The sequence below is a fragment of the Nitrospira sp. KM1 genome, assembly GCF_011405515.1.
GTDB lineage: Bacteria > Nitrospirota > Nitrospiria > Nitrospirales > Nitrospiraceae > Nitrospira_C.
In genome coordinates, this window is sequence record NZ_AP022671.1 from 3,034,054 (window position 1) to 3,056,868 (window position 22,815).

Below are 22,815 nucleotides of genomic sequence, written 5' to 3' on the forward strand. Positions count from 1 at the left end.
TGGCGGGAGAGGTCATGTGACGGAGGCGGCTACCAATAAGGCCAGGGACGCCAGTAGGGACTCCAATACGGGCCCCAATAAGGCCCCGGACCATAATACGAATACGGATAAGGCCTGCTGCGCGGGTAGCTTTGCTCCGAAACATTCCAGACTTGGAGTTTTCGGGCGTCGACGGTCGGATAGGTGTATTCGGTCTCATCAAGAGGGAGCGTCACGGAACCGGTGACATCTCCGGTGACGGTCACTCTGGTCCCATGCGGGATGGTGGCTGGATCAAGAAATTCTTTGTGAAGCGCGACGAATCGCCCTTGAGATTGCGTGAGGTCGGAACCAGGCGCTCCGGATCTGTCCAGAGGAAGCTGAAGGATTTCAATGCGGGTGCCTTCCCTCAGGCGTTTGGCAGAAAGCACTTCTCCGCCCAGCTGCACTTCCTGCCCTCTATATGAGTCCGGCGACCCCTTGACCTGGGCGAACGTCACCCGGTTGACCGGAACACTGTCATCGCTTTCTTGCGATGAGGCACAACCTGCCAAAAGGGCAAGAAACAGTGCGGCATACCCGTAGGCACGCAGGTGGATGCGCATACTGCGATTATAACAAACAGCAGTCGAACGAGGTATTCGATATAATGACGGGTTCGTACGTCGAAACGCAGCAGATAAGATGAAAGGAGAGAACGGTGAAGCGATACGAAATCTGGATGGCGGCACTCTCGATAGGACTGTGGGCGCTTACGGTGGGCGCATTCGTGCACGCGGCAACTCCGGAGCTGAAGGGCAAGTTCGAGATCCTCAAAGACGAGCGGTCCACCCACTCACCGGGAAAAGTCAGGCTCATCGAGTTCGCCGATTTTTACTGTCCACATTGTCACCGGTTCGACGGCGAAGGGTTGGCCGTGCTGGAGAAAGAGTTCGGCGACAAGCTCGAGGCGACTATGGTGGGATTCCCCGTGATCAGAGGAAAGCTCCCGACCCCCTTCGACATGTATGAACAGGCGAAACTCATGGGCAAGGGCAACGAGATGAAGCGGGTGCTTTTCCGCACCATTCACACCGACAAGGTCACGGGAGTGTTGGACCGCTCGGTGCGGGAAGTCCTCATCAAAGAAGTGGGGCTCGATCCCAAGTCCTTCGAGGAAGGGATGGCCAGCGGGAAGCCGGCCAAGCTGTTCGAGGAGGGCCGCGCATGGGGTGAACGAATCAAGATACAACAAACCCCGACCGTACTCCTTGACGGTAATATCAAGGTCGAGAACATCGACCCGGAAAATCTCAAGCTGATCATCCACAGTATCCTTGACGCGGATCGGAAGAAATAAGTGGAAGGGTGTATGACAGACCGTGAAGGCTGGTCGACATGACCATCGGGTTTCTATGGCGATCGATCCAATTTGCGGCATGACGGTGGATCCGGCCACGGCTGCCGGGAGTTTTGACTATCGCGGCACCACATACTACTTTTGCGCGCAGTCCTGCCTGAATACCTTTAAGGCCGATCCCGAACGCGCCGTATTGTCCCAGCCGGCCGCTCTTATCTCGCTGGGCAAGAAGAAATCGTTACCGATGATGCCGGCCGCGGCTCCGAACTCCGGTCACATCGATCCTGTCTGTGGGATGACTGTGCAACCGGACACTGCTGCCGGTTCCCACACCTATCACGGTCGGACGTATTATTTCTGCGCGCAAGGTTGTCTGAACAAATTTCGCGATGATCCGGCGTATTTCGCATTGCCCCCGGACCAGCGGCGTCCCAAACCGGTGAAAATCCCCGCAGGGGCCGCCGTCGAATACATCTGCCCGATGGATCCGGATGTGCTGGAGACCAAGCCGGGGGCCTGCAGGATTTGCGGAATGGCGCTGGAACCCAAAGTCGTTTCGTTGGAAGACGGGCCCAATCCCGAACTGGAGGACATGACGAAGCGGTTCTGGATCAGTCTCGCACCGGCGTCACTCGTGATGGCATTGGCGATGGCCCCGATGATCCCGGGGCAACCGTTGAAGCCGTTTCTCGACGGCCAAGCCGTCAACGTGATGCAATGGATACTCTCCACGCCGGTTGTGCTCTGGGCCGGCCGGCCATTTTTTGAACGGGCATGGGTTTCCTTCGTGAATCGCGCCCCGAACATGTTCACGTTGATCGGGATTGGAACCGGCGCGGCCTATCTCTACAGCACGGTCGCGACGTTCATGCCGGGAATCATGCCGGCCTCGTTCAGCTCGCACGACGGCTCGATGGCGGTCTATTTCGAAGCAGCGGCCATGATCACGGTGCTGGTTTTGCTCGGCCAAGTCATGGAGTTGCGTGCGCGCCGTCGAACCACTTCAGCGATGAAGGCACTGCTGGGATTGGTTCCCAAAGCGGCCCGCCGGGTCGAAGATGATGGAGTGGATCGGGAAGTCCCGCTGGAACGGATCCAGGTCGGAGACCGTCTGCGGGTGCGTCCGGGAGAGCGTATCCCCGTGGATGGCGTCATTATCGACGGGGGAACTTCGGTGGACGAGTCGATGGTTACCGGTGAATCTGTTCCGGTGGAAAAGACCGTCGGTTCGGCAGTCACGGGAGGCACGATCAACGGAAACGGCAGCGTATTGATGCGGGCCCAGCGCGTAGGGAGGGATACCCTGCTCGCGCGCATCGTTCACATGGTGGGAGAGGCGCAGCGTACCAGAGCACCGATTCAACGCATTGCCGATATGACCGCCGCCTACTTCGTTCCGATTGTCATAGCCATTTCACTCCTGACGGCGGTGGCGTGGGGAATCTGGGGACCCGAACCGAGATGGGCCCATGCATTGGTCAATGCCGTGGCCGTGTTGATCATTGCCTGTCCCTGTGCACTGGGCTTGGCGACTCCCATGTCGATCATGGTCGGGACCGGACGAGGCGCGACTGCAGGCGTATTGGTCAAGAAGGCCGAGGCGCTTGAGGTGCTGGGAAAGGTAGACACATTGGTGATCGACAAGACCGGAACGTTGACCGAAGGAAAACCCAGGCTTGTCTCGATGCGCTTCGTGCCGCCCTGGACGGACGCCGAGGTGTTGAACCTCGCGGCAAGCCTGGAACGCAACAGCGAACACCCGCTGGCAGCCGCAGTCGTCGCCGGGGCCGAACGACGAGGATCGACGCTCTCGCCCGTCAAGGATTTCAGGTCCGTGACCGGTCACGGAGTCGTGGGAATGGTCAGGGATCGGCGAATCGTCATTGGAACCTCGACATTTCTGCGGGATGAGGCCGGGGGATCGGCGCCCGATCTGGACGTGCTCGAAGGCGAAGCCGCAACGCTGCGGCGCGAAGGACAGACCGTGCTGTTCGTGTCCGTGGACGGACAGGTGGCCGGATTGCTCGGCGTTGCAGATCCAATAAAAGAGTCCACGCCTGAAGCGGTAGCTGCGCTCAAAGCCGACGGCGTCTCTCTGGTGATGGTGACAGGGGATCACCGCGAGACTGCGGAACGCGTCGCGCGGCAGCTGGGGATCACGGTCGTGCATGCAGGCGTATTGCCCGAGAACAAGGGACGGATTGTGGGTCAATTGAAAGGCGATGGCCGTGTCGTGGCCATGGCCGGTGATGGCATCAACGATGCCCCGGCCCTGGCGCTCGCGGATGTCGGAATCGCCATGGGGAACGGGACAGATGTCGCCATCGAAAGCGCGGCCGTTGCGCTGATCAAAGGCGACCTTCGAGCGCTGGTGCGGGCCAGGCGGTTAAGCCGCGAAACCATTCGAAACATTCGACAGAACCTCTTTTTCGCATTCGCCTATAACATGGTGGGCGTGCCCATCGCAGCGGGTATGCTCTATCCGTTCTGGGGCATTCTCTTGAGCCCGATGCTGGCCAGCGCGGCCATGACCTTCAGTTCTCTCTCGGTGATTTCCAACGCCCTTCGACTGCGCCATGTAGAATTATGAGTGCGTCCGCTACGGGCGCATGCTAGGCTACGGACGCTTTTTATCCTGAAATTCCGACAGAGCGGGAAGGCGATGCGCGTCATTCGACCGTATGTAGGATGTCTGTGGCTCTGCGCGGCAGGATTTTGCCTCACGCAGGTGGTCCCTGTTGAACGGGCATGGGCCGGAGCCAACCTCATTCCCGTGGCGGCCGCCCATGATCTTCAGGCGCAAATCAAGGGGACTGCAGCCAAAGTTATTCCCGCGGTCGTGAGCATCGCGTCGACCGTGATGGTGCGGGACCAGGCGTTCGGCGATGAGGCCCTGCCGTTCGGACTATTCAAAGAACCGCCCGCCCGGCGCCAATACGGTCAGGGGTCGGGCGTGATCGTGACGGCTGACGGCTATATCATTACGAACAACCATGTTGTGGCCGATGCGGTGAACGTCGAGGTGATCCTGGCCGACAGGCGGCAATTCAAAGGTCGAGTGGTCGCCACCGATCCGAAGACCGACGTGGCTGTGGTCAAGATCCAGACAACGAATCTTCCGACAGTTTCATGGGGTGATTCGAGCCGTCTCGCCGTGGGCGATTTTGTGCTGGCGATCGGCAATCCTTTGGGACTGAGCCGAACGGTGACGTTCGGAATCGTGAGCGCGGTGGGGCGCGCCGACGTCGGCGTGGCAGATTTCGAGGACTTTATCCAGACAGATGCGCCAATCAATCCCGGGAACTCAGGCGGTGCGTTGGTCAATATCAACGGGGAACTGGTCGGCATCAATACCGCGATTGCGAGTCCGACGGGCGGAAGCGTCGGGGTCGGGTTTGCGATTCCCAGCAATATGGCCAAGTCGGCGATGCAGAGCCTGATCAAGACCGGCCGGGTTGTCAGAGGATTTTTGGGAGCATCGACCCAGGACGTGACACCGGCGCTTGGGAAGATCTTTCGATTGCCCGATGTGAAGGGCGCCATTGTCACGGACGTACAGGCAAAAGGCTCCGCGGAAAAAGCCGGTCTGAGGCGCGGAGACGTCGTGGCCCGCTTCGACGGCCGCGATGTCATGGATAGCGGCCATCTGCGCAATCTGATCGCAGCCGCCACGGTCGGCAGCAAACACCGCTTGGACATCGTGCGGGACAGCAAATCCCTGCAGGCGGAATTGACGGTCCAGGAAGCGCCCCGCGAGCGTGCGAAGCGCAATCAAGGAGAGGCGGCTCCGGACTCGACTTCGCAACATCCGTTGTCCGGAGTGGTCTTCGACGATATCACGACCCCGCTCGCCCGGCAGATGGATCTGCCGGTCAACAACGGCGTGGTCGTCACGGATATCGAGGAGGGCAGCCTCGCGGAATCGTCCGGACTCCAACCGGGAGACGTGATTCTCGAGCTGAACCGGCAGCCCATTCCGAATTTCTCAGTCTTCCAACGCCTGGCCGATCCCATGAAGCCGAACGATTTGGCGCTCCTCCTGATCAACCGCCAGGGAACCGTGCTGTACATCCCCGTGCGCGGCGAATAGGCGAGTCCCTAACGGGGAATTCGCTGCGCTCCCTCCTAAGCACACGGCGAGATCAGGGCCGGGCCGCCTGCCAGTTCCGCCTCGAGCCACTGGCTGCAGGCACGTAACCTCGTCGAAATCGGCTAGGATCTCCTGTCCGTCCGCCTCGGCATCTTTGACGCACATTCTCCTGTCCGTGCTCATCGTGCGGTGCACAAGTGGTTGACGCCCTGTCACCATAGGTGTTATGAATTTCACAATCGTGCTACTGACTGTTCGGTCTGGTCATGAAGAAACTCGTCCGATTCGGCGTCTCACTGGATCATCACCTGCTCGGGGACTTTGACAGAGTCGTCAAGCGCCGCAAGTACGCCACTCGTTCCGAAGCCCTTCGTGATCTGATTCGAGAGCAGCTCGTCAGTGAGGAATGGACTGAGGACCGGGATCGGGAAGCCGTGGCGACGATCACGTTCGTCTACGACCACCATGTGCGGGATCTCAGTCGCAAGCTGACGCATATCCAACACGATTTCCAGGGGCATGTCATGGCCGGGATGCATGTGCATCTCGACCACGATCACTGTCTCGAAGTGTTGGTCGTCAAAGGCACGGCCGCTCAAATCAAGAAGATCGCCGATACCCTGATCAGTGTAAAGGGCGTCAAACACGGCAAGCTTACGATGACGACAATGGGGAAGGGGCTGAGCTGACTCATGCGCGTCTGTGTCATCGATGGGCACGGAGGCGGCTTGGGACGCCGGCTCATTCAGGGGCTTCGAGATGAACTTGGTCGGGATCATGAATTGATTGCCCTCGGAACCAATCAAACGGCGGTCGAGGCCATGCGGATACCGGGAATGACCGGGGCGGTCATGGGGCCGGAGTCGATCGCCGGCACCGTTCAAACGGCCGACATCATCGTGACTTCGTTGAATGTCCTGCTGCCTTACCAAGAGAGCGAGGAGGTCACGCGTCATATCGTGAAGTCCATTCTGGAATGCCGGGGCACCAAGATCCTGCTGCCTGTCAATCAATACCGGTTGGAAGTCGCGGGAACCCAGTCGAGCAAATTGGAGCAATTGATTGCGAGTTCTCTTTCCCGGGTACGTGCCTTAGTGTCCAGCGAACCGGATCATTAAGCCGCTGCCGGCAGTCAAACCTACCAGGCCACGAAGGTCTGAATCGCGTGCGCACATGATGCGCACTTTCCGTGGGATAGACGCCCACGAATCAGACGGAGGTGGTCGAATGTTCAGACTGCAGCTCGCAGGCAGGGGCGTGGTCATGCCGGGTGTTCTGTGGATGGCGCTGTCATCCGCAGTCGTACATGCCCATGATCCGGACGAAACGGTTCTTGAAGTCCCTGAGGTCTCGGTCATTGCCGAGCGGCCCGCTGCATCTTCCTCACAACAATTTATTCCCGACAAAGAATACCTGCTTCAACCACAAGGGCGGCCGGCGCAGGTTCTGAGACTCATTCCGGGCTTCATCGCGGTCGAACATTCCGGCGGCGCCGGTAAAGCGGATCAGTATTTTTTGCGAGGTTTCGATGCGGATCATGGCACCGACGTCGCATTTTTTTCCGACGGTATGCCGATTAACTTCCGTTCGCATGCCCATGGGCAGGGCTACGCCGATCTCAACTTCATCATTCCGGAAACGATCGAAGGGCTCGACGTCTACAAGGGCGCCTACCTGCCGGAATTCGGAGACTTCGATACCGCCGGCGCGGTGAATTTCCGAACGCGTGAAGTCGTCAAGGAGGGATTGGTGCAGGCGGCCGGCGGCCAGTTCGATACGCAACGGTACATCCTGATGTTTTCGCCTACGAAGGACAAGGTCCGCACGCTGTTCGCAGGCGAGGGGTATTACACCAATGGACCGTTTCAGAATGACAACCGGTATTTCCGAGCCAACCTGCTCGGAAAGATGACGACCAATTTTACGAGCCGCGATGAATTGAGCGTGACGGGGACGTTTCACAAGGCGCAATGGAATGCATCGGGAGAAATCCCGCTCCGCGCCGTCGATGACGGCACGCTCGACCGTTTTGGAGCCATCGATCCGTCGGAGGGCGGCAAGACGCTCCGGACGACCGGTAAATTGAACTACCACTACGATACGCCTTCGCGCGGGCAGTTCTTTGTGAATGCCTATGCGCAATACTATAAATTCGACCTGTATACGAATTTCACCTATTTCCTGAACGATCCGGTCAACGGGGACGGGATTCAGCAACACGACACCAGGGTCATGTACGGCGGCGACCTCGGCTACAAACAGCGTGGAGAGCTGCTGGGTATTCCCAGCATCGGAACGATCGGACTACAAACCAGAGTGGACAACATCCACGCTCGTTTGGGAACACAAGTCGCCAGGAATCCCCTCGGCACGACCACGGACAGCGACATTCTCGAGGCCTCCTATGCCCCCTATCTCAAAGCCGAGCTTCAACCCCTGTCATGGATGCGAGTGAACGGCGGCGTTCGGGCCGAAATGTTTACCTTCGACGTGCGCAATCGCTGCGAGACGTGTGCGGAGCAGCCGGCCGGACGAACGACGTCAGGATTGGTCCTGCCCAAAGCCAACTTGATCCTGGGTCCCTGGGTCAGAACCGAATTGTTCGCCAATTACGGGGAAGGCTATCACAGCAACGATGCACGATCCGCGGTTGCGCCCGGTTCGTCGCCGCTGGCTCGAGCTAGGACCTACGAAGTCGGCCTGCGCTCGAAGCCATGGGGCGAGGAAGGCATAGAGCTGATTGCCACCCTGTGGGCGATCGACCTGAAATCCGAACTGGTGTTCGTGGGTGACGAGGGAACAACGGAAAGCCGTGGCCCGACCCGTCGGCGCGGCGTCGAGGCGGCCGTGCGTGGTCAGGTGTGGGGGCCGCTGTATGTCAACGGCAGCATCACGTGGTCGAAAGCAGAATTTACCAACGGCGATGCCATTCCTCTGGCCCCCGAATTGACGGCCTATGGTGCGGTATTGCTCCAATGGCCCGAAGGGCTTCGTTCGCAAATCCAAGCCACGTATCTCGGCGTGAGACCGCTGGTCGAAGATCGAAGCGTGAAGGCTCCGTCATGGGTGGACATCGATCTCTCGGAGCGGTATATCCTTCCAGTGAAACTTCCACATGGTCGCCTGGAAGCGTTCCTGTTCGTTCAAAACATTCTCAATACGAAGTGGGAGCAAGCCACGTTTTACTTTGAGTCGCGACTTCGTAACGAGGCCAACGGCGTCAACGACATTCATTTTGTCCCGGGCAATCCCAGGTTTTTCATGGGTGGGTTAGCCTGGTATTTTTGAGAGGAGGATCCATCTTGGGACCTGGAGGCGCCGATTCTGCTACCATGGCAATGGTGCAAGGCTTCACGATAATGTTCAACCTTTACACAGGACGATGATGATGAAACCGACATCGATTTCGCATTTTATCGATCACCACTATAGACATTTCAACGCCGCGGCGATGAAGGACGCCGCGCAAGCCTACCGTAAACATGTCGAAGGCGGCGGAAAGATGTTGGTCACTCTCGCCGGTGCGATGAGCACGGCGGAATTGGGGCTGTCGCTCGCCGAAATGATCCGGCAGGACAAGGTGCATGCGATCTGTTGCACCGGTGCCAATCTGGAGGAGGATGTGTTCAACCTGGTTGCGCATGACCATTATGAGCGCATTCCCCATTATCGGGAGCTGAGTGGAGCGAATGAAGAAGCGTTGCTGGAGCGGCATCTGAATCGAGTGACCGATACCTGCATTCCGGAGGAAGAGGCGATGCGCCGCGTGGAGCGTGCCGTATTTGAAGAGTGGGCTCTGGCCGAGCGAAACGGGGAACGGCATTTCCCGCATGTGTATCTCTATCGTCTTTTGAAGCAGGGAACGCTGAAGACGCATTATCAAGTCGACCCACAAGACAGCTGGTTGCATGCAGCGGCCGAGAAAGATCTGCCGATGTTCGTCCCGGGATGGGAGGACTCGACGCTGGGAAATATTTACGCGGCGCATTGCATCACGGGAAAACTTCGAAGCGTGCATACGGTTCGGACCGGTGTGGAGTATATGACCGAGCTGGCCGGATGGTACATGCGGGTCGCCTCGGCACGTTCGCTCGGATTTTTCCAGATTGGAGGCGGAATCGCCGGAGATTTTCCGATCTGCGTCGTGCCGATGCTGAGCCAGGATCTGAAGCGGGAACATGTGCCGCTCTGGGGATATTTTTGCCAGATCAGCGATTCCACGACCAGTTATGGGTCGTATTCGGGTGCCGTGCCGAATGAAAAGATCACATGGGGCAAGTTGAGCATCGACACACCAAAATTCATCATCGAATCGGATGCCACCATCGTGGCGCCGATGATCTTTGCGTATGTCCTCCACTGGTGAGAGGACGCGTCGCCTGGAAGATTGTCGAGTGCTGGTGACCGGTGGTGCCGGGTTCATCGGCAGCGCTCTCATTTGGGGTCTCAATCGACAGGGATGCACCGACATCGTTGTCGTCGATCGGTTGCGCCACACCGACAAATGGCGTCATCTCGTTCCTTTGCGATTTCGGGATTATGTGGAGGCGGAGGACTTCTTAGCCCGTTTGCAAGACGGGGAGCTTGGAACATTCGACATCGTGCTGCACCTCGGCGCATGCTCGTCAACCACCGAACGGGACGCGACCTATCTGGTCCGCAACAATTTTGAATTCACCAAAGCGTTGGCCCGAACTTCATTGGCGACCAATGCGCGGTTTCTCTATGCGTCATCGGCGGCGACGTATGGTAATGGGGCGGCAGGGATGAGCGATACCGAGCCAGATCTGGACGGATTCAGCCCGCTCAATGCATATGGCTTTTCCAAGCACCTCTTCGACCGACACGCATGGAGGAACGGCTGGCTCGACCACATCGTCGGGTTGAAATACTTCAACGTCTTCGGCCCCAACGAAGATCATAAAGGCGATATGCGCAGCATGGTTCACAAGGCCACTGTGCAACTGCAGGAGACAGGAACCATCCGGCTCTTCAAAAGCTATCGTCCTGACTACAAGGATGGCGAACAACAGCGGGACTTTCTCTATGTGAAGGACGCCGTGGCGATGACATTGCACCTGGCGACGAGGACGGGCGCGAACGGGTTATTCAATATCGGATCCGGTACGACTCATACCTGGAACGAGTTGGCCGCAGCCGTCTGTCGGGCTCTGAAACGGGAAACGGCCATCGAATATATCGACATGCCGGAGGATCTACGGCCCCGATATCAATATTTCACAAAGGCGGATATTGGAAAATTGCGTGGCAGCGGATTTTCTGATGCATTGACACCGTTTGAGTCAGCCATTCATGACTATGCAACGAACTATCTGCTGCGGGACCGCTACTTGGGATCGCCCGTTTCTTCAGCTTCCGGTCTCGAGATCGACCGGGGCACTCCCTGATCGCGTGTGGCGCGGCAGCGCAGGACGTCCAGCCATTTCCCTAGCGAACGGCCGACTACCGTCTGAGGCCGATTATGTCCTTCGCCCGACTGCATCGGCGGGTTCCTTCTCAGGGGCTTTGATCTCCGACTTCTTCAGCATTCCGAATACGAACACGTAGAGCCGTGGCTATATACCTTATGTCCAATCAGGCTTCAGGTGGAGTCGAGAGTCTCCGTCATCGCCCGCAAACAACGTAAGGACCTGGAGCGACGCGACCCGGTCTTTCGGGTGCGGGGCGGAGGACGCACGAGTGGTCCGACATTGACGGAACGGTGTAAGAAGGCCGGATGAGATGACCTATCGGTCGTCGAGAAAAAGTCGAGCCGCGTACGATGGTTAATATTCGCTCTTCCGAGGGCAACCGAACGAATGTTGGAGAAAGGCAAGTGGTAGGGCATCCGTCATTGGATGAAGCATCCTTCGGTACATATTGGGTCAGGTCCTGCTGGCAGAGATGTTCTGGGCTTTGTCATAATCTGCCGCCGGCCGTTGACCCTGCTCCCGCCGCTCTGCGAAACAAGAGAGATGATGCTCAAGAGGAGGGTACGCTCTTGCCGGTCGGCATAAGGAGAGCCATGCATCGGAGAACCCAACTCGGACACGCGATCTCACAATGATGTTCCATGGTGAAGGGATGTTCAAGCTGCAACAGAATCACGCGAAGGGAGCCGTGCTTCGAAGGCATTATTTCGACCGGCCGACCCTTACCGTCGCGAAGAGCCTCCTGGGGAAATATCTGGTGCGTCAGAACGATGGGAGGATGATTGCAGGCCAGATCGTTGAAGTAGAAGCCTATGTCGGCCCAGATGACTTGGCCTGTCACGCGTCAAAGGGCCGAACTGCCCGCACCGATGTCATGTTCGGTCCGGCAGGGATGGCCTATGTTTATCTGATTTATGGCATGTACCATTGCCTCAATGTCGTGACGGAGCGGGAAGAGTTTCCAGCGGCGATTCTCATTCGTGCTATAAACGTTGAGGGTACGTTGATTGACGGTCCCGGACGTCTGTGCCGGTTCATGACGATTGATCGTTCCTTGAACCGGGTCGACCTCACATGTGGCCAGCATCTATGGTTCGAGGATCGGCAAGCTGTGCTGCGCGGCCTGAAAATCGAAACGTTTCCGAGGATCGGCGTCGACTATGCAGGTCCGTGGGCGTCAAAACCCTGGAGGTTTAGAATTGTCGCCATGGAGAGCGGCAACGGTAGAGCGCGGAGAAAATAAGTACACCAAATACAACGGGGAAGCCGTGGACTGCACAGCTTCCCCGTTTCATAAGAAGAGAACGTAGGCCTTATTCGATTTTCCGGTCCCCTGTGATCTTGGTAGCCGAGGTTACGGGGGGAGCAATCTGAATCTGAGGGCCCTGAACCTTCGGAAGACGGCCGGCGCCCTCGGTTGCGGTGATACGGGCGTTGTCAGTTTTCGTCAGGTCCTGTTTTGCACTCTTTACAGAATCGGCTGACTTCAACAAGGTGGATTCCCCGCGGGCGTCATTCTGGCCAGGATCATTGGCAGTAGGCTGACCATTGACGGGGCTTCCGCTATTCTTCATCGGATAGCCCTCATGCTTGGGAAGCAACGCGGGATTGGCCGAAGCCATGGACAGCGCAAACAGGACACCGGAGACCGTCGCAACAGCGCCTAATAAGAGCTTCATACCCCTTCTCCTTTGAATAAATGGTGGCTGAAGGATTGCCGTCAATTACGTTCCGTCATAAAGCCGAATCAAGTGGGCGAATGATAGCCATAGGGGGGGAGACCTGTCAAGGGTGAACCTCCGATGAAAATTGACGTCCAGTGCCTTGGCAGCGACGAGTCAGGGCCACATGTCGGCATGAGCAAGTGGTGGTGACGGGAGAGAGAGAACGTCAAACCTGAAAGAGCATCAGGTCCCGCGTCGAATCGGCCGTCTCGGGCGGCCGCGATGATGCCGGAAGGCGGGCCCGCGGCTCACACCCGGCAGTCGGATCGTGACCGACGTCCCTTCACCCGGGGCGCTGCCGATGGCGATGGATCCTCCATGCTCCTCGATAATCTTCTTGACTGTGGCGAGTCCCAGGCCGGTCCCGGCTTTCTTGGTCGTAAAAAACGGCTCGAACACTTTATCGACGATTTCTGGCGGGATCGGTGCCCCATCGTTCTTGATGACGATCTGATCTTCGATGCCGCGGCCGGCCCGATGCTGGGTCACCTGGATCGTCAGATGCCCTCCGGGTGTCATGGCCTCCCCGGCGTTCTTGAAAATGCTGAGGAAGACCTGCTGCAGCTTGGCCTCATCTCCCCGGACGGGAGCAAGGACCTGCGCATATTCTTTGGCGACATGGATTCTCGTGACTTCCAGATCGGTCGCGACAACGGTGAGGGCGCTTTCGATGACTTCGGGGATTCGGACAAGGCGACGGTTCAGCTCCAATGGCTTGGCGAAATCCAGAATTTCGTTCAGGATCACTTCGACCCGCATGAGATCGCGCATCGCATTTTCGACCCGGGTTTGAGGGTCGAAATCCAAAATGCCTTCAGTGGTGACTTCTTCCAACTGGGAACGGATCGACGCGAGTGGTTCCCGCACCTCCGTGGCGAGAAAGGCGCTGAATTCTCCGATAGCCGCCTGTCGCTCCTGCTTCCTGATTGCGGGCTCCAGGGGCGCGACGGGAGGTGCCGACGGGGCGGTGGCTGCGCTGTCCTCTCCGGCCACCGGTACCGGAGCGACGGGGGCCGGCGCCGGAGCCTGAAGCAGGTCGGCAAGCTTGAGAATCGTCGGTTCCAGTGTCCGCGCATCGGTCGGCTGATATCTGCCGGCCTCGCGCGATGCGAGCGTTAACGTTCCTCCCACCTGGCCCCGCACGAAAAAGGGAAAGACCAGAGAGGATTGAAAGCGGTCCTTGAAGAGTTGTTTGTGATCGAGAAAGCGCCCTTGAGTCGATGCCAAATCATGATCCACACGGGGCTTGCGGTGGCGGATCGCCCACCCGGCGGCGGAACTATCCAGCGTCAGCCGTTGGCCGGCCTTCATCTCCTTGCGCCCGTCTTTCTGTTCCCCTTTCAAGTCGCCGGCGATGCCAAGAACTTCCACGTTGCCGGCCATGGGATCATAGTGGCAAACCCAGGCACGATCATACGGCACGGTCTGATTGGCTTCGGCGAGCACCGAGAGAATCTGTTCTTGCAACTCCGGGGTCAGCTGCGAGACCGGCGCGGCGTACAGCTCGGCAGGGGATGGCGCGGCAGCCGGTTCGTTCATCACCAGCGGACGGCTCAGGACCACATTCATGTTGAAGAGCCCTTCGCGCTCCAGGGCCTTCGAGACATCCTCGCCGGCCTGATCCATCAATCCCTTTTCCTTCTTGGTAAACGTCGCGCTCTCTTTTCGTGCGATGACCAAACAGCCGTAGGTACGATTGCGATGCTTGAGTGGAATGGCCAGGAGGGATTTGGCTCCCGGCGTGATCATCCGCAGACGCATGGTACGACTGCCGTCCTGATCGCGCGTCGAGCCGTCGACCATATGGGGTCCGGAGAGCGTGCGAAGAATGGCTCTGACGTCACGAATGGTGAATCCCCGCGCAGCATGTGCGACCAGCGGTCCCTGTTCCCGGTGATAGACGGCTGCCAGCGCGGAGTCCACGGGCAGTTCGTTCAAGACCGAGGTGAGCGTCCGTTGCAGATGGGTCTCAGGCTGGGACTTGTCGGGTATAGAAGATGGCGCCATAAATTCTGTCGATCATTGGAGGCGCATTGTAGCAACGGCCACCACCCATTTCAACGGAAAGTGGAGGCGGGTCATTCCGGCGGGTTGATGATTTTCGGCTGCCGCGGTTCCGTGGAGCGGACTTCTACTATACGGCGATCGGTTCCCAAGAATGTCAGCACACCCGTTACCACGCTGATAACGATCGAACCGCCCACGGCCGGCCAGAATCCGGTGACGATGAACCCCTTCACCAAATAGGCCGTCAGCTCCAGCAAGAGGGCGTTCAACACGATGAGAAACAGGCCGAGCGTCAGCACGATCAGCGGGAACGCCAGCACGAGAAGAATCGGGCGGAGCAAGACATTCAGCAGAGTCAGAACGAGTACCGCAGCGAAGCCGGCGCTCAGACTGGTGACTTCGATTCCAGGCACGATCGAAATAGCCAGGAAGACCGCGATACCGGTAATCAAGATCCGGGTGAACACGTCGGACAAACCTCCGTCCGAGGATGAAGGGTATGCAGATGCAAACTGGACGATCTGCATGTCCCTTAATGACCGTGACCGGCAGAGGGTGCGCCGGCGGCTGGCGCGTCTTCTGCGGAGGGGAGACGCTTTCCAACCGAAAAATGCACTTCGGTCGCGATCAGCACCTTCTCGTCCTTCGTCGCTTCGACCACGACCCGGTCGCCGACAGTGGGCCGATCCGTGGATTTCGGATTGCCCTTCTGCTTGAAGCGCGTGTCCTTCGTCAGTTTGACGGTGACATTTGTGCCCTTTTGAGTCTTCACCTCAACATGGTCGTTGTCGATGGCGGTGACGGTCCCGAGCACATGCAGGCCGCTGCCGTGGGCGAACACAGTCGTGGAAAACAGCAAAAATGTACAAGCCAGGATGAAACGATGCAGCATGGTCGTTCGAGTCTCCTTCTTCTTTGAGATCAATGGTGATGCCCGCCGCTGGAGTGGCCGGCGGCCGATTCGTCTCCCTCTAAAAATTTGTCGAAGGCTTCGTTCTCTTCCACCTCGTGCTGGGATTTCGGGTTCAGCGACTCCATTTCATCCAACTCCTCAGGTGTGAGTTTCGAGAGATGGCGGATGAAGTGAACAAGTTTCCAGCTGTCGAGGTCTTTCTCCGGCTCTCCCTCGCCCCAGCCCGGCATCGCGGTAAAACGGATTCCGTTATGAATGACCCAAAACAATTCGCCGTCGGACATCGACTGGGTGTCGGACAGGCGCAGGTCCGGCGCTTTGGGATACACGTTCTTGCCGATAGGCGTGTTGCCGCCGCCGTTATTCGCATGGCAAATGGCGCAATGATCGGCGAAATGCGCGAGCGACTCTTTCAGAACGTCCGGAGTCAACACCACCGGGTTCAATGCATTCCGCTGTGCGATGGGGATTGCCAGGTGGCGAATCTGTCTTGCCGCCATGACTTCCAATACATGCGGCTCGGTTTTCGCGCTGAATCCTGTCGCATAGAGCCGGTAGGCCACCCAGCTGAAGGCCAATACAGCGGCGATGACCACAATGACGAACAGGCCCACAATCTTTTTTTTCATAGCCCTTCGACACTATACAAACTTATCGGACTCAATGCCACCGGTCCGATGTGAGGCCAATGGCGGAAAGATTCTCAGCCATAGGAGGACCGTCGGAATGAGGAAGGTCAATATCCCAGCGACTGCCAGCAGAGTTTCACCGATCCAGAACGTGACGGCAAGGTTGAAGGTCAGGACGCCATAATACAGGCCGGCTCCCAACAGCAGGCGAGGCGTCATAGAGGGAGACGAGGGCTGTGGAGGAAGACCACGGTCCAGTGGAAAATAGCAGAGCAATGACAGAACGCCCACCGTGATCCAGCCGAGATAGTTGGCGATCGGCACGCCGAAATGAACACCCGGATCCGGATAGTAGTAGATCTTTCCGAGAAACCAGCGATCGCCCCGCAGCGCCACCGGATCGATGACGGTGTCGATACCTGCAAAAAACAAGGCGGTGAGGACAAGTGTCTGCCAAGAGGTTCGGGTGTGGAGATCCATGGTGATTCGTGCCGGCCCGATCTCTCGTTCCCGGTTGGTCGTGATCGGCAGGAGAAACGTCAGCGCCATGCAGTATGCGGCATACAGCAGAAAACTGAAGGACAGAGAGTCGATGAAGGGAATGTTCGACAGGTAGAGCTCTTGCCCCACGGTCGATCCATTATAGTGGTACCACCCGAAGGGTATGCCGGTCCGGGTGGAGCTGTATTCACAGATGAATGCGGTGATCCAGCTGACGAGCCAGAATCTCCAGGTTCGCGGCCAGCCGATCAATCGGATTGCAGAGAAGAGAAAAGCGGCCAGAAACACAAATACATATGGACGAAAGACGATGGTGCCGAGGAACAGCAAAAAGACATCCATCAGCAATCCGGTCGACCGATGGCCCGCATGGTCAGGCGTATCCGTGCGACCTGAACCATCGCACGGCTTTTCCCAGGGCGACTTCGGGAGGAGTCTGCGGTAATCCGAGCTCGCGGATGGCTTTGCTGCAGTCGTAGTGCATTTTGTACTTCGCCATTTTCACGCCTTCGAGCGGGATGCGCGGCGGTTGGCCCGTCAGGTGTGCGATCCACTCGTTGGCATAGGCCAGCGGAAGTATCGCCAGTCTGGGAAGCTTGATCGTCGGGGCCCGAACTCCCGTGAGCCGGCTGAGCACCTCAAACACCTCATGCAACATGAGGTTGGCATTTCCGAGGATGTATCGTTCACCAATCCGTCCCTTGTGCATGGCCAACAGGTGTCCGGCTGCGACATCGTCAACGTCGACGATATTCATGCCGGTTTCGATGTAGGCCGGCATCCGGCCTTTCATGAAATCCACAATGACCTGACCCGTAGGCGTCGGTTTTACGTCGCCTTCACCCACCGGAGCGCTGGGGTTGACGATCACGACCGGGAATCCGTCGCGGGCCATCTTGAGAACTTCCTGCTCGGCAAGATACTTGGATCGTTTGTAATGACCCGCCATTTGATCGAGCGATACGGGCGTCTCCTCGGTGCCCACGCCTCCGCCGGGGGGCAGTCCGATCGCTCCAATAGTGCTGCAATACACCGTGCGTTCCAAGTCAAGTGATCGTGCGGCCTCAAGCAGATTTCGCGTGCCGGTGACGTTGATCTCGTAAAAAATAGACGGATCCTTCGCCCACAGCGCGTAGTGAGCAGCCACGTGATACAACTGCCGGCATCCGCGTAATGCGGCTCGAAGCGAAGACGGGTCCCGAAGGTCTCCCGGCACCCGTTCCACCGACGCACCGTCCAAGTTGTGAAAGTCGGAGTCGGAACGCGCCATCACACGGACGTCGGTTCCCGCCCGTGAAAGCGCCCGCGCAACCGCACCCCCAACGAATCCGGTGGCTCCTGTGACAAGTACCTTCATAGGTGGTCGTCGCCGAGTGTGTTATGCGGCATCGCAGTGTGGCGGGACATGCGCTGCGACGATGGGCGCGATGAACGAGAAGACGCCGTCTGCGAAGGGCCGTCAATTTTTCCGCGAAGTGATATATCGGGCGATGTCGCGAAGCGCGTCAGCCGAGGTTCCGAACGCATGCAGTCGGTCAATCGCCCGCGTCACGCACTCGTCCGCGAGCCGTTTTGCCCCCTCTACACCATAGAATGCCGGGTAGGTCTTCTTGCCCCGCTCCGCATCGGTATTGGGATTCTTCCCCAGCTCCTCGCGAGTCCCCGTGACGTTCAGCACGTCGTCGGCTATTTGAAACGCCAGTCCAATATCCTCGGCATAGCCGGTCACATCGTCCAATTGTCGGTCAGTGGCCCCTGCCGCGATCGCGCCCATCCGCACTGCCGCTCGTATCAGCATGCCGGTTTTATGCTTATGGATATTTTGAAGGGTGGGAAGGTCGATGTCGCGATGCTCGGCTTCGATGTCCAGGACCTGCCCGGCCACCATTCCCAGATTGCCGGACCCGTGTGCCAATTCCTGAATCAAACGGACCTGCCGCTCCGGCGGGCATCTTTTCATGAGATCGGGTCTGCTGCAAAGGTCAAACGCCAGCGTGAGGAGCGCATCGCCCGCAAGAATCGCCATCGCATCGCCGTAGACCTTGTGGTTGGTGGGTTTGCCGCGACGGAAGTCATCATTGTCCATTGCAGGAAGATCGTCGTGGATGAGGGAGTAGGTATGAATCAGCTCGAGTGAACAGGCCACGGCCATCAGTCCCGGAGGCGATGAGCCCACCGCCTCGGCGGTCGCGATGGCCAGAATCGGGCGGATGCGTTTGCCGCCCGCCATCAGACTATACCGCATGCTCTCGTGCAAGGTGAGCGGGTGCACGGCGGCCGCGGGCGCCACGTGATCCAGGAAATGATCGACCTCAAGCCGTTTCAGTTCGAGATAGTCCTTGATGTTCATGGAGATAACGGGCTCTCGTGAGAAAAAAATTGTCAGACCCGCGCGGAGAGTAGCAAACGGGTCTTGGGGGAGTCAAACGAGAGCGAGGGAGGCCACGCAAGAATGTTTCAAAGCGATAAGAAGCAGATTGAAAGTGCTTCCGTGCCCTAAACAATTGAATGCGAGCGAGCACGAGGGTAGGTTGCCCGTGACAGGATCTGCACCCTGACGTTTCTTCCTCAAGAGTGAGCGTGAGCGCCTGCTTGCTGCATCCGCATGTCGTCGACATTGTCCCCTTTAACATCTCCGCATGGTCACGGCATAATAAAATGAACTGTACAAACTGTTATGGTAACAATGGGAGGTCAAGCATGCCGGTCACGTTGATCAATGTGTTCACGGTTCCCAAAGGCCAGGAAGAAGCGTTCACCAAATGGTGGCAGGACGTGAAGGCCGACATCACGTCGCAGCCCGGCTTCATCAGCGGGAAGTTTCACCGGAGTCTCAAACCCGATAGCAAGTACAATTTCATCAATGTGGCGATATGGGAAAACGAAGATGTCTACTGGAAAGCCTACGAGAAGAGCGTGACGCCGATGAAAGCCAAGCTCGTGCAACTCGGCGTCGAGATGGTTCCCGCACTGTATCAGGTTGCATTCGAGTATTGATTCGATGTCCTGCCGCGTGATTGACCTTGGGTCGGCCTGCTTCTACACTCCGGCCCCATTGCTGGTTCTCTGATTCATTTTGGAGAGCAACGAGGGAACCCCGTGATAATCCGGGGCTGTCCCGCAGCGGTAAGCGAGAACGACTCCACGATGCGCACTGACTCCTCCGAGTCGGGAAGCGGTGGAAAGTTAGGAACACGGCGAAATCCGAACTCGCAAACCGAAGACCTGCCGGCATCCGGTGCGGGAGAGACACCAGGCGCTGTGTTGACCTGGAAACCTCGCGGGAGATCCATGGGTCTGAGCTGGCACGGATTCCTTTTTCTCTCTCCGTTCTCTGTTTTCCCCGTCGATTTCCTGTCACCCGCGGGGTGAAGGTCTCCTAAGCGTCGTGCGTTTCCTCGACAGATACTTCGGTCGCCCTCAACCTCTCGCGCCTATTCGCAAGGCGTCAGCCGACAGCGTGAATATTGACCGGATACCTCTAAGGCGATTATGAAGCTTATCAGTGGTTAATTGGACGGAATTGCCCTGATCATCACACCGCTGTAATCGGAGAATCCCGTTGCGCGCTGGATTGCACGCACATGAAGGCTGTTTTCGAGGGGGTAGGAGGAATACCTGAAATAGTATGAGGCCGCTGGTGTGATCGCCATCCGAACGGCTGCCTCTGTACACCTCGGTGGGACCGTGAAGGGCAGGAGTATGCCCTTGCCATTTACCTGTGTGAAGCCCTGATCAGGTGCCCTCAAAGCCCAGGTCTTTCACCCAAAAGACCGTAGAGGGCTATTGCCTCGACCGACGGTCTCCTGCTACTCACGAGGGATGTTATGGGAGGGGGCTCGGTTTTCTCTTTATTCCTATGGTACTGATGGGCTATATCAAGACGATCAAGTTCACAGACGATGCGTCCTCCGGGATGCTCGTGAAGGATTGAATATTCGGCAGGTCAGATGGCGTATGGCGGCGATGTATCTTGCCCTCACCGTACTCGGGTAGCGCATCGTCAAAAAATTATACAAATCCAGTCATTGGCGAGGAAGAGGCTACTGGACGCCCTATTGTGCGTCAAGTAGCCGCTTGTTATTGTGCGTCGATTGAGGAACGTGAGGTACGACATATGAATACTGCGCACTCTCAAACCGCCGGTGCGGTTTCTGAGCGTTCCTGGATGGATCTGTTTCGGTATTGGGATGCCATTCCCTTTCTTGCCATCCATGTGTTGTGTTTGTTCGCGATTCAGACCGGTGTCCGATGGGAGTGGGTGGGGCTCGCCATCGGGAGTTACTACGTGAGGATGGTCGGTGTGACAGCCGGCTACCATCGATACTTTTCACACCGCTCATTCAAGACCGGACGTGTGTTCCAGTTCTTGCTGGCGTTTGTCGCCATGACATCGGCTCAAAAGGGGGTCTTGTGGTGGGCGGCCCACCACCGGCATCACCACAAGTATTCCGATCGCGAAGAGGATTTCCATTCGCCGTTGCAGCGAGGATTTTGGTTCTCGCACGTCGGCTGGATCCTTTCGGAGGACCATGTCCGGACGGACTTGACCTTGGTCAAAGACCTGAAGCGCTATCCGGAACTCCAGTTTCTCGACCGCTTCTATTTCATCCCTCCGCTGCTCTACGCGGGGGGGATGTATGTGTTCTGGGGATTCCCTGGCCTGGTCTGGGGCTTTTTCATCTCGACCACCGCTCTCTATCATTGCACGTTCTTCATCAATTCGTTGACTCATCTGGTCGGTACAGTCCGGTACCGGTCTGGTGACGGGAGCAGAAACAATGTCGTCCTGGCCATCCTCTGTTGTGGCGAAGGGTGGCACAACAACCATCACCACTATCAATCGACGGCCAATCAAGGATGGTTTTGGTGGGAGGTGGATTTTTCCTATTACGTGTTGATCGTCCTTTCATGGCTGGGTCTTGTGTGGGATTTGCGCACGCCCCCACCTTACATCAGGGCCGCGACCATTGCGGCCGAGTCACTTGCTCAATCTCAATCCCTCGACCGGCGTAAGCCGATCGTTCCATGCTAGCCTGAGAGTTCTGGGCCGGTACAGACCGGCCGCCATCCGAGGGATCACCATCATGAAACACAAACAAGTCATCGAACAATTGCTTGGAAAAGCCAGGGTGCGGATCAACGGCATGGAGCCCGGCGACATCCTGGTGCACAACGACAAGTTTTACGGCCGCGTTCTGGCCGAGGGATCGTTGGGCTTGGGCGAGTCTTACATGGACGGGTGGTGGGACGCTGGACGCCTGGATGAATTTTTTTCGAAGTTCCACAGCGTGCCGCTGGATCAGGCCGTGGTCGACAAGCATTTGGTCATCAACGCGCTGAAGGCACGCTTGTTCAATATGCAGAACAAGCGGCTCTCGAAGAGAGTCGCTCAGCAGCATTACGATTTGGACAGCGCATTCTACGAAAAGATGCTGGGTCCGCGGATGCAGTACACCTGCGCCTATTGGAAACGGGCGCAGGACCTGGAGGCCGCGCAGGAACACAAGCTGGACCTGATCTGCAGGAAGTTGCGCCTTCAAAAAGGTGACCGGGTGCTTGAACTGGGATGCGGTTGGGGAGGGTTTGCCCACTATGCCGCGACGACATATGGATGCCACGTGACCGCATACAACATCTCGGCCCAGCAGGTTGCGTACGCCCGTCAATGGTGCAAAGGGCTTCCCGTCGAGATCGTCCACGGGGACTACCGGGAGGCTCGCGGCGAATTCGACAAAGTCGCGGCCATCGGTCTGTGCGAGCATGTCGGATACAAGAACTATCGCACGCTGATGCAGACCATTCACCGCTCGCTCAAGCGACGGGGACTCTGTCTGGTGCATACGATCGGGAACAACGCGTCGGTTTCGACAGCCGATCCCTGGTTCGACAAGTATATTTTCCCGGGCGGCATGCTGCCCTCCGTCGCGCAATTGAGTGCGGCGATGGATGATCTCCTGGTGATGGAGGATTGGCACAATTTCGGTCCGGACTATGACCGGACGCTGGTGGCCTGGCAGGACAACGTCGACCGCCACTGGGAGGAATTGAAGACGTCCTTCGACGAGCGGTTCTACCGGACGTGGCGCTACTACCTGCTGTCCTTGGCTGGCGCATTCCGCGCCCGCCGGATCCATTTGTGGCAGATCGTGATGTCGAAGCAGGGGGTGCTCGGCGGTTACGAGCCGGTGCGATAACCCA

General features: G+C 57.8%; 21 protein-coding genes and 1 riboswitch. Of the genes, 12 read left to right on the forward strand and 9 right to left on the reverse strand.

The features are described from left to right. Positions 1 to 29 precede the first annotated feature (29 nt). Positions 30 to 584, reverse strand: coding sequence for a Slp family lipoprotein (locus W02_RS14240; RefSeq protein WP_173048827.1), 555 nt, complete (start codon positions 582 to 584; stop codon positions 30 to 32). Positions 585 to 679: 95 nt separating this feature from the next. Between W02_RS14240 and W02_RS14245 the strand changes: the two genes are divergently transcribed. The 9 genes from W02_RS14245 (at position 680) to W02_RS14285 (ending at position 12,083) form a co-directional block, all read left to right on the forward strand. Further along, a complete protein-coding gene (locus W02_RS14245; RefSeq protein ID WP_232068551.1) occupies positions 680 to 1,318 on the forward strand; it encodes a thioredoxin domain-containing protein in 639 nt (212 codons plus the stop codon). Positions 1,319 to 1,373: 55 nt separating this feature from the next. Next, a complete protein-coding gene (locus W02_RS14250; protein ID WP_173051492.1) occupies positions 1,374 to 3,908 on the forward strand; it encodes a heavy metal translocating P-type ATPase in 2,535 nt (844 codons plus the stop codon). Positions 3,909 to 3,980: 72 nt separating this feature from the next. Continuing rightward, positions 3,981 to 5,408, forward strand: coding sequence for a Do family serine endopeptidase (locus tag W02_RS14255; protein WP_173048829.1), 1,428 nt, complete (start codon positions 3,981 to 3,983; stop codon positions 5,406 to 5,408). A 266-nt stretch (positions 5,409 to 5,674) separates the two neighbouring features. After that, positions 5,675 to 6,097 (forward strand): nickel-responsive transcriptional regulator NikR, encoded by a 423-nt coding sequence (nikR, locus tag W02_RS14260; RefSeq protein WP_173048830.1) that lies wholly within the window; start codon positions 5,675 to 5,677, stop codon positions 6,095 to 6,097. Between the two features lie 3 nt (positions 6,098 to 6,100). Next, positions 6,101 to 6,526: a DUF3842 family protein gene (locus W02_RS14265; protein WP_173048832.1), complete on the forward strand. Its 426-nt coding sequence runs from the start codon at positions 6,101 to 6,103 to the stop codon at positions 6,524 to 6,526. Between the two features lie 109 nt (positions 6,527 to 6,635). Next, the gene (locus W02_RS14270; RefSeq protein ID WP_232068553.1) at positions 6,636 to 8,696 is read left to right on the forward strand and encodes a TonB-dependent receptor; all 2,061 of its coding nucleotides are present in this window, start codon (positions 6,636 to 6,638) and stop codon (positions 8,694 to 8,696) included. 100 nt (positions 8,697 to 8,796) lie between these two features. Next, entirely contained in the window at positions 8,797 to 9,774 is a 978-nt protein-coding gene (locus W02_RS14275; protein WP_173051494.1) for a deoxyhypusine synthase family protein, read from the forward strand. Continuing rightward, positions 9,758 to 10,816 carry an ADP-glyceromanno-heptose 6-epimerase gene (gene rfaD, locus W02_RS14280; protein WP_173048834.1) on the forward strand — a complete coding sequence of 353 codons (1,059 nt, stop codon included), beginning with the start codon at positions 9,758 to 9,760 and terminating at the stop codon, positions 10,814 to 10,816. The genes W02_RS14275 and rfaD overlap by 17 nt, the downstream gene beginning before the upstream one ends. Before the next feature lie 676 nt (positions 10,817 to 11,492). After that, complete coding sequence (locus W02_RS14285) at positions 11,493 to 12,083, forward strand: DNA-3-methyladenine glycosylase (protein ID WP_173048836.1); 591 nt, start codon at positions 11,493 to 11,495, stop codon at positions 12,081 to 12,083. A 70-nt stretch (positions 12,084 to 12,153) separates the two neighbouring features. Here the strand turns inward: W02_RS14285 and W02_RS14290 are convergent, their stop codons facing one another. The 8 genes from W02_RS14290 to W02_RS14325 all read right to left on the reverse strand — a co-directional run bounded on the left by W02_RS14290 (position 12,154) and on the right by W02_RS14325 (position 18,964). Next, on the reverse strand, positions 12,154 to 12,519 hold the full coding sequence (locus tag W02_RS14290) for a hypothetical protein (protein ID WP_173048839.1): 366 nt from the start codon (positions 12,517 to 12,519) through the stop codon (positions 12,154 to 12,156). 228 nt (positions 12,520 to 12,747) lie between these two features. Then, positions 12,748 to 14,571, reverse strand: a complete 1,824-nt coding sequence (locus tag W02_RS14295) for an ATP-binding protein (RefSeq protein ID WP_173048841.1) — start codon at positions 14,569 to 14,571, stop codon at positions 12,748 to 12,750. Between the two features lie 71 nt (positions 14,572 to 14,642). Next, positions 14,643 to 15,038: a phage holin family protein gene (locus W02_RS14300; RefSeq protein WP_197742022.1), complete on the reverse strand. Its 396-nt coding sequence runs from the start codon at positions 15,036 to 15,038 to the stop codon at positions 14,643 to 14,645. Between the two features lie 65 nt (positions 15,039 to 15,103). After that, positions 15,104 to 15,463: a DUF5666 domain-containing protein gene (locus W02_RS14305; RefSeq protein WP_173048845.1), complete on the reverse strand. Its 360-nt coding sequence runs from the start codon at positions 15,461 to 15,463 to the stop codon at positions 15,104 to 15,106. A 29-nt stretch (positions 15,464 to 15,492) separates the two neighbouring features. Next, positions 15,493 to 16,113, reverse strand: a complete 621-nt coding sequence (locus W02_RS14310; protein WP_173048847.1) for a c-type cytochrome — start codon at positions 16,111 to 16,113, stop codon at positions 15,493 to 15,495. Between the two features lie 12 nt (positions 16,114 to 16,125). Then, complete coding sequence (locus W02_RS14315; protein WP_173048849.1) at positions 16,126 to 16,956, reverse strand: carotenoid biosynthesis protein; 831 nt, start codon at positions 16,954 to 16,956, stop codon at positions 16,126 to 16,128. A 31-nt stretch (positions 16,957 to 16,987) separates the two neighbouring features. Continuing rightward, positions 16,988 to 17,971 (reverse strand): hopanoid-associated sugar epimerase, encoded by a 984-nt coding sequence (hpnA, locus tag W02_RS14320; protein WP_173048851.1) that lies wholly within the window; start codon positions 17,969 to 17,971, stop codon positions 16,988 to 16,990. Between the two features lie 102 nt (positions 17,972 to 18,073). Continuing rightward, positions 18,074 to 18,964 carry a polyprenyl synthetase family protein gene (locus tag W02_RS14325; protein ID WP_173048853.1) on the reverse strand — a complete coding sequence of 297 codons (891 nt, stop codon included), beginning with the start codon at positions 18,962 to 18,964 and terminating at the stop codon, positions 18,074 to 18,076. 350 nt (positions 18,965 to 19,314) lie between these two features. Between W02_RS14325 and W02_RS14330 the strand changes: the two genes are divergently transcribed. The 3 genes from W02_RS14330 to cfa all read left to right on the forward strand — a co-directional run bounded on the left by W02_RS14330 (position 19,315) and on the right by cfa (position 22,811). Then, entirely contained in the window at positions 19,315 to 19,611 is a 297-nt protein-coding gene (locus W02_RS14330; RefSeq protein ID WP_173048855.1) for an antibiotic biosynthesis monooxygenase, read from the forward strand. Positions 19,612 to 19,656: 45 nt separating this feature from the next. Beyond that, a riboswitch (cobalamin riboswitch) is annotated at positions 19,657 to 19,862 on the forward strand. A gap of 869 nt (positions 19,863 to 20,731) precedes the next feature. Next, on the forward strand, positions 20,732 to 21,649 hold the full coding sequence (locus tag W02_RS14335) for an acyl-CoA desaturase (protein WP_173048857.1): 918 nt from the start codon (positions 20,732 to 20,734) through the stop codon (positions 21,647 to 21,649). A gap of 52 nt (positions 21,650 to 21,701) precedes the next feature. Further along, positions 21,702 to 22,811: a cyclopropane fatty acyl phospholipid synthase gene (gene cfa, locus W02_RS14340; RefSeq protein WP_173048859.1), complete on the forward strand. Its 1,110-nt coding sequence runs from the start codon at positions 21,702 to 21,704 to the stop codon at positions 22,809 to 22,811. Positions 22,812 to 22,815: the final 4 nt, after the last annotated feature.

Excerpts from the sequence above, each read along its gene's own strand:
- W02_RS14240 (WP_173048827.1), bottom strand. The coding sequence starts at position 584 with ATGCGCATCCACCTGCGTGCCTACGGGTATGCCGCACTGTTTCTTGCC.
- W02_RS14250 (WP_173051492.1), top strand. The coding sequence starts at position 1,374 with ATGGCGATCGATCCAATTTGCGGCATGACGGTGGATCCGGCCACGGCT.
- W02_RS14255 (WP_173048829.1), top strand. The coding sequence starts at position 3,981 with ATGCGCGTCATTCGACCGTATGTAGGATGTCTGTGGCTCTGCGCGGCA.
- nikR (WP_173048830.1), top strand. The coding sequence starts at position 5,675 with ATGAAGAAACTCGTCCGATTCGGCGTCTCACTGGATCATCACCTGCTC.
- W02_RS14265 (WP_173048832.1), top strand. The coding sequence starts at position 6,101 with ATGCGCGTCTGTGTCATCGATGGGCACGGAGGCGGCTTGGGACGCCGG.
- W02_RS14270 (WP_232068553.1), top strand. The coding sequence starts at position 6,636 with ATGTTCAGACTGCAGCTCGCAGGCAGGGGCGTGGTCATGCCGGGTGTT.
- W02_RS14275 (WP_173051494.1), top strand. The coding sequence starts at position 8,797 with ATGAAACCGACATCGATTTCGCATTTTATCGATCACCACTATAGACAT.
- rfaD (WP_173048834.1), top strand. The coding sequence starts at position 9,758 with ATGTCCTCCACTGGTGAGAGGACGCGTCGCCTGGAAGATTGTCGAGTG.
- W02_RS14285 (WP_173048836.1), top strand. The coding sequence starts at position 11,493 with ATGTTCAAGCTGCAACAGAATCACGCGAAGGGAGCCGTGCTTCGAAGG.
- W02_RS14290 (WP_173048839.1), bottom strand. The coding sequence starts at position 12,519 with ATGAAGCTCTTATTAGGCGCTGTTGCGACGGTCTCCGGTGTCCTGTTT.
- W02_RS14295 (WP_173048841.1), bottom strand. The coding sequence starts at position 14,571 with ATGGCGCCATCTTCTATACCCGACAAGTCCCAGCCTGAGACCCATCTG.
- W02_RS14305 (WP_173048845.1), bottom strand. The coding sequence starts at position 15,463 with ATGCTGCATCGTTTCATCCTGGCTTGTACATTTTTGCTGTTTTCCACG.
- W02_RS14310 (WP_173048847.1), bottom strand. The coding sequence starts at position 16,113 with ATGAAAAAAAAGATTGTGGGCCTGTTCGTCATTGTGGTCATCGCCGCT.
- W02_RS14315 (WP_173048849.1), bottom strand. The coding sequence starts at position 16,956 with ATGGATGTCTTTTTGCTGTTCCTCGGCACCATCGTCTTTCGTCCATAT.
- hpnA (WP_173048851.1), bottom strand. The coding sequence starts at position 17,971 with ATGAAGGTACTTGTCACAGGAGCCACCGGATTCGTTGGGGGTGCGGTT.
- W02_RS14325 (WP_173048853.1), bottom strand. The coding sequence starts at position 18,964 with ATGAACATCAAGGACTATCTCGAACTGAAACGGCTTGAGGTCGATCAT.
- W02_RS14330 (WP_173048855.1), top strand. The coding sequence starts at position 19,315 with ATGCCGGTCACGTTGATCAATGTGTTCACGGTTCCCAAAGGCCAGGAA.
- W02_RS14335 (WP_173048857.1), top strand. The coding sequence starts at position 20,732 with ATGAATACTGCGCACTCTCAAACCGCCGGTGCGGTTTCTGAGCGTTCC.
- cfa (WP_173048859.1), top strand. The coding sequence starts at position 21,702 with ATGAAACACAAACAAGTCATCGAACAATTGCTTGGAAAAGCCAGGGTG.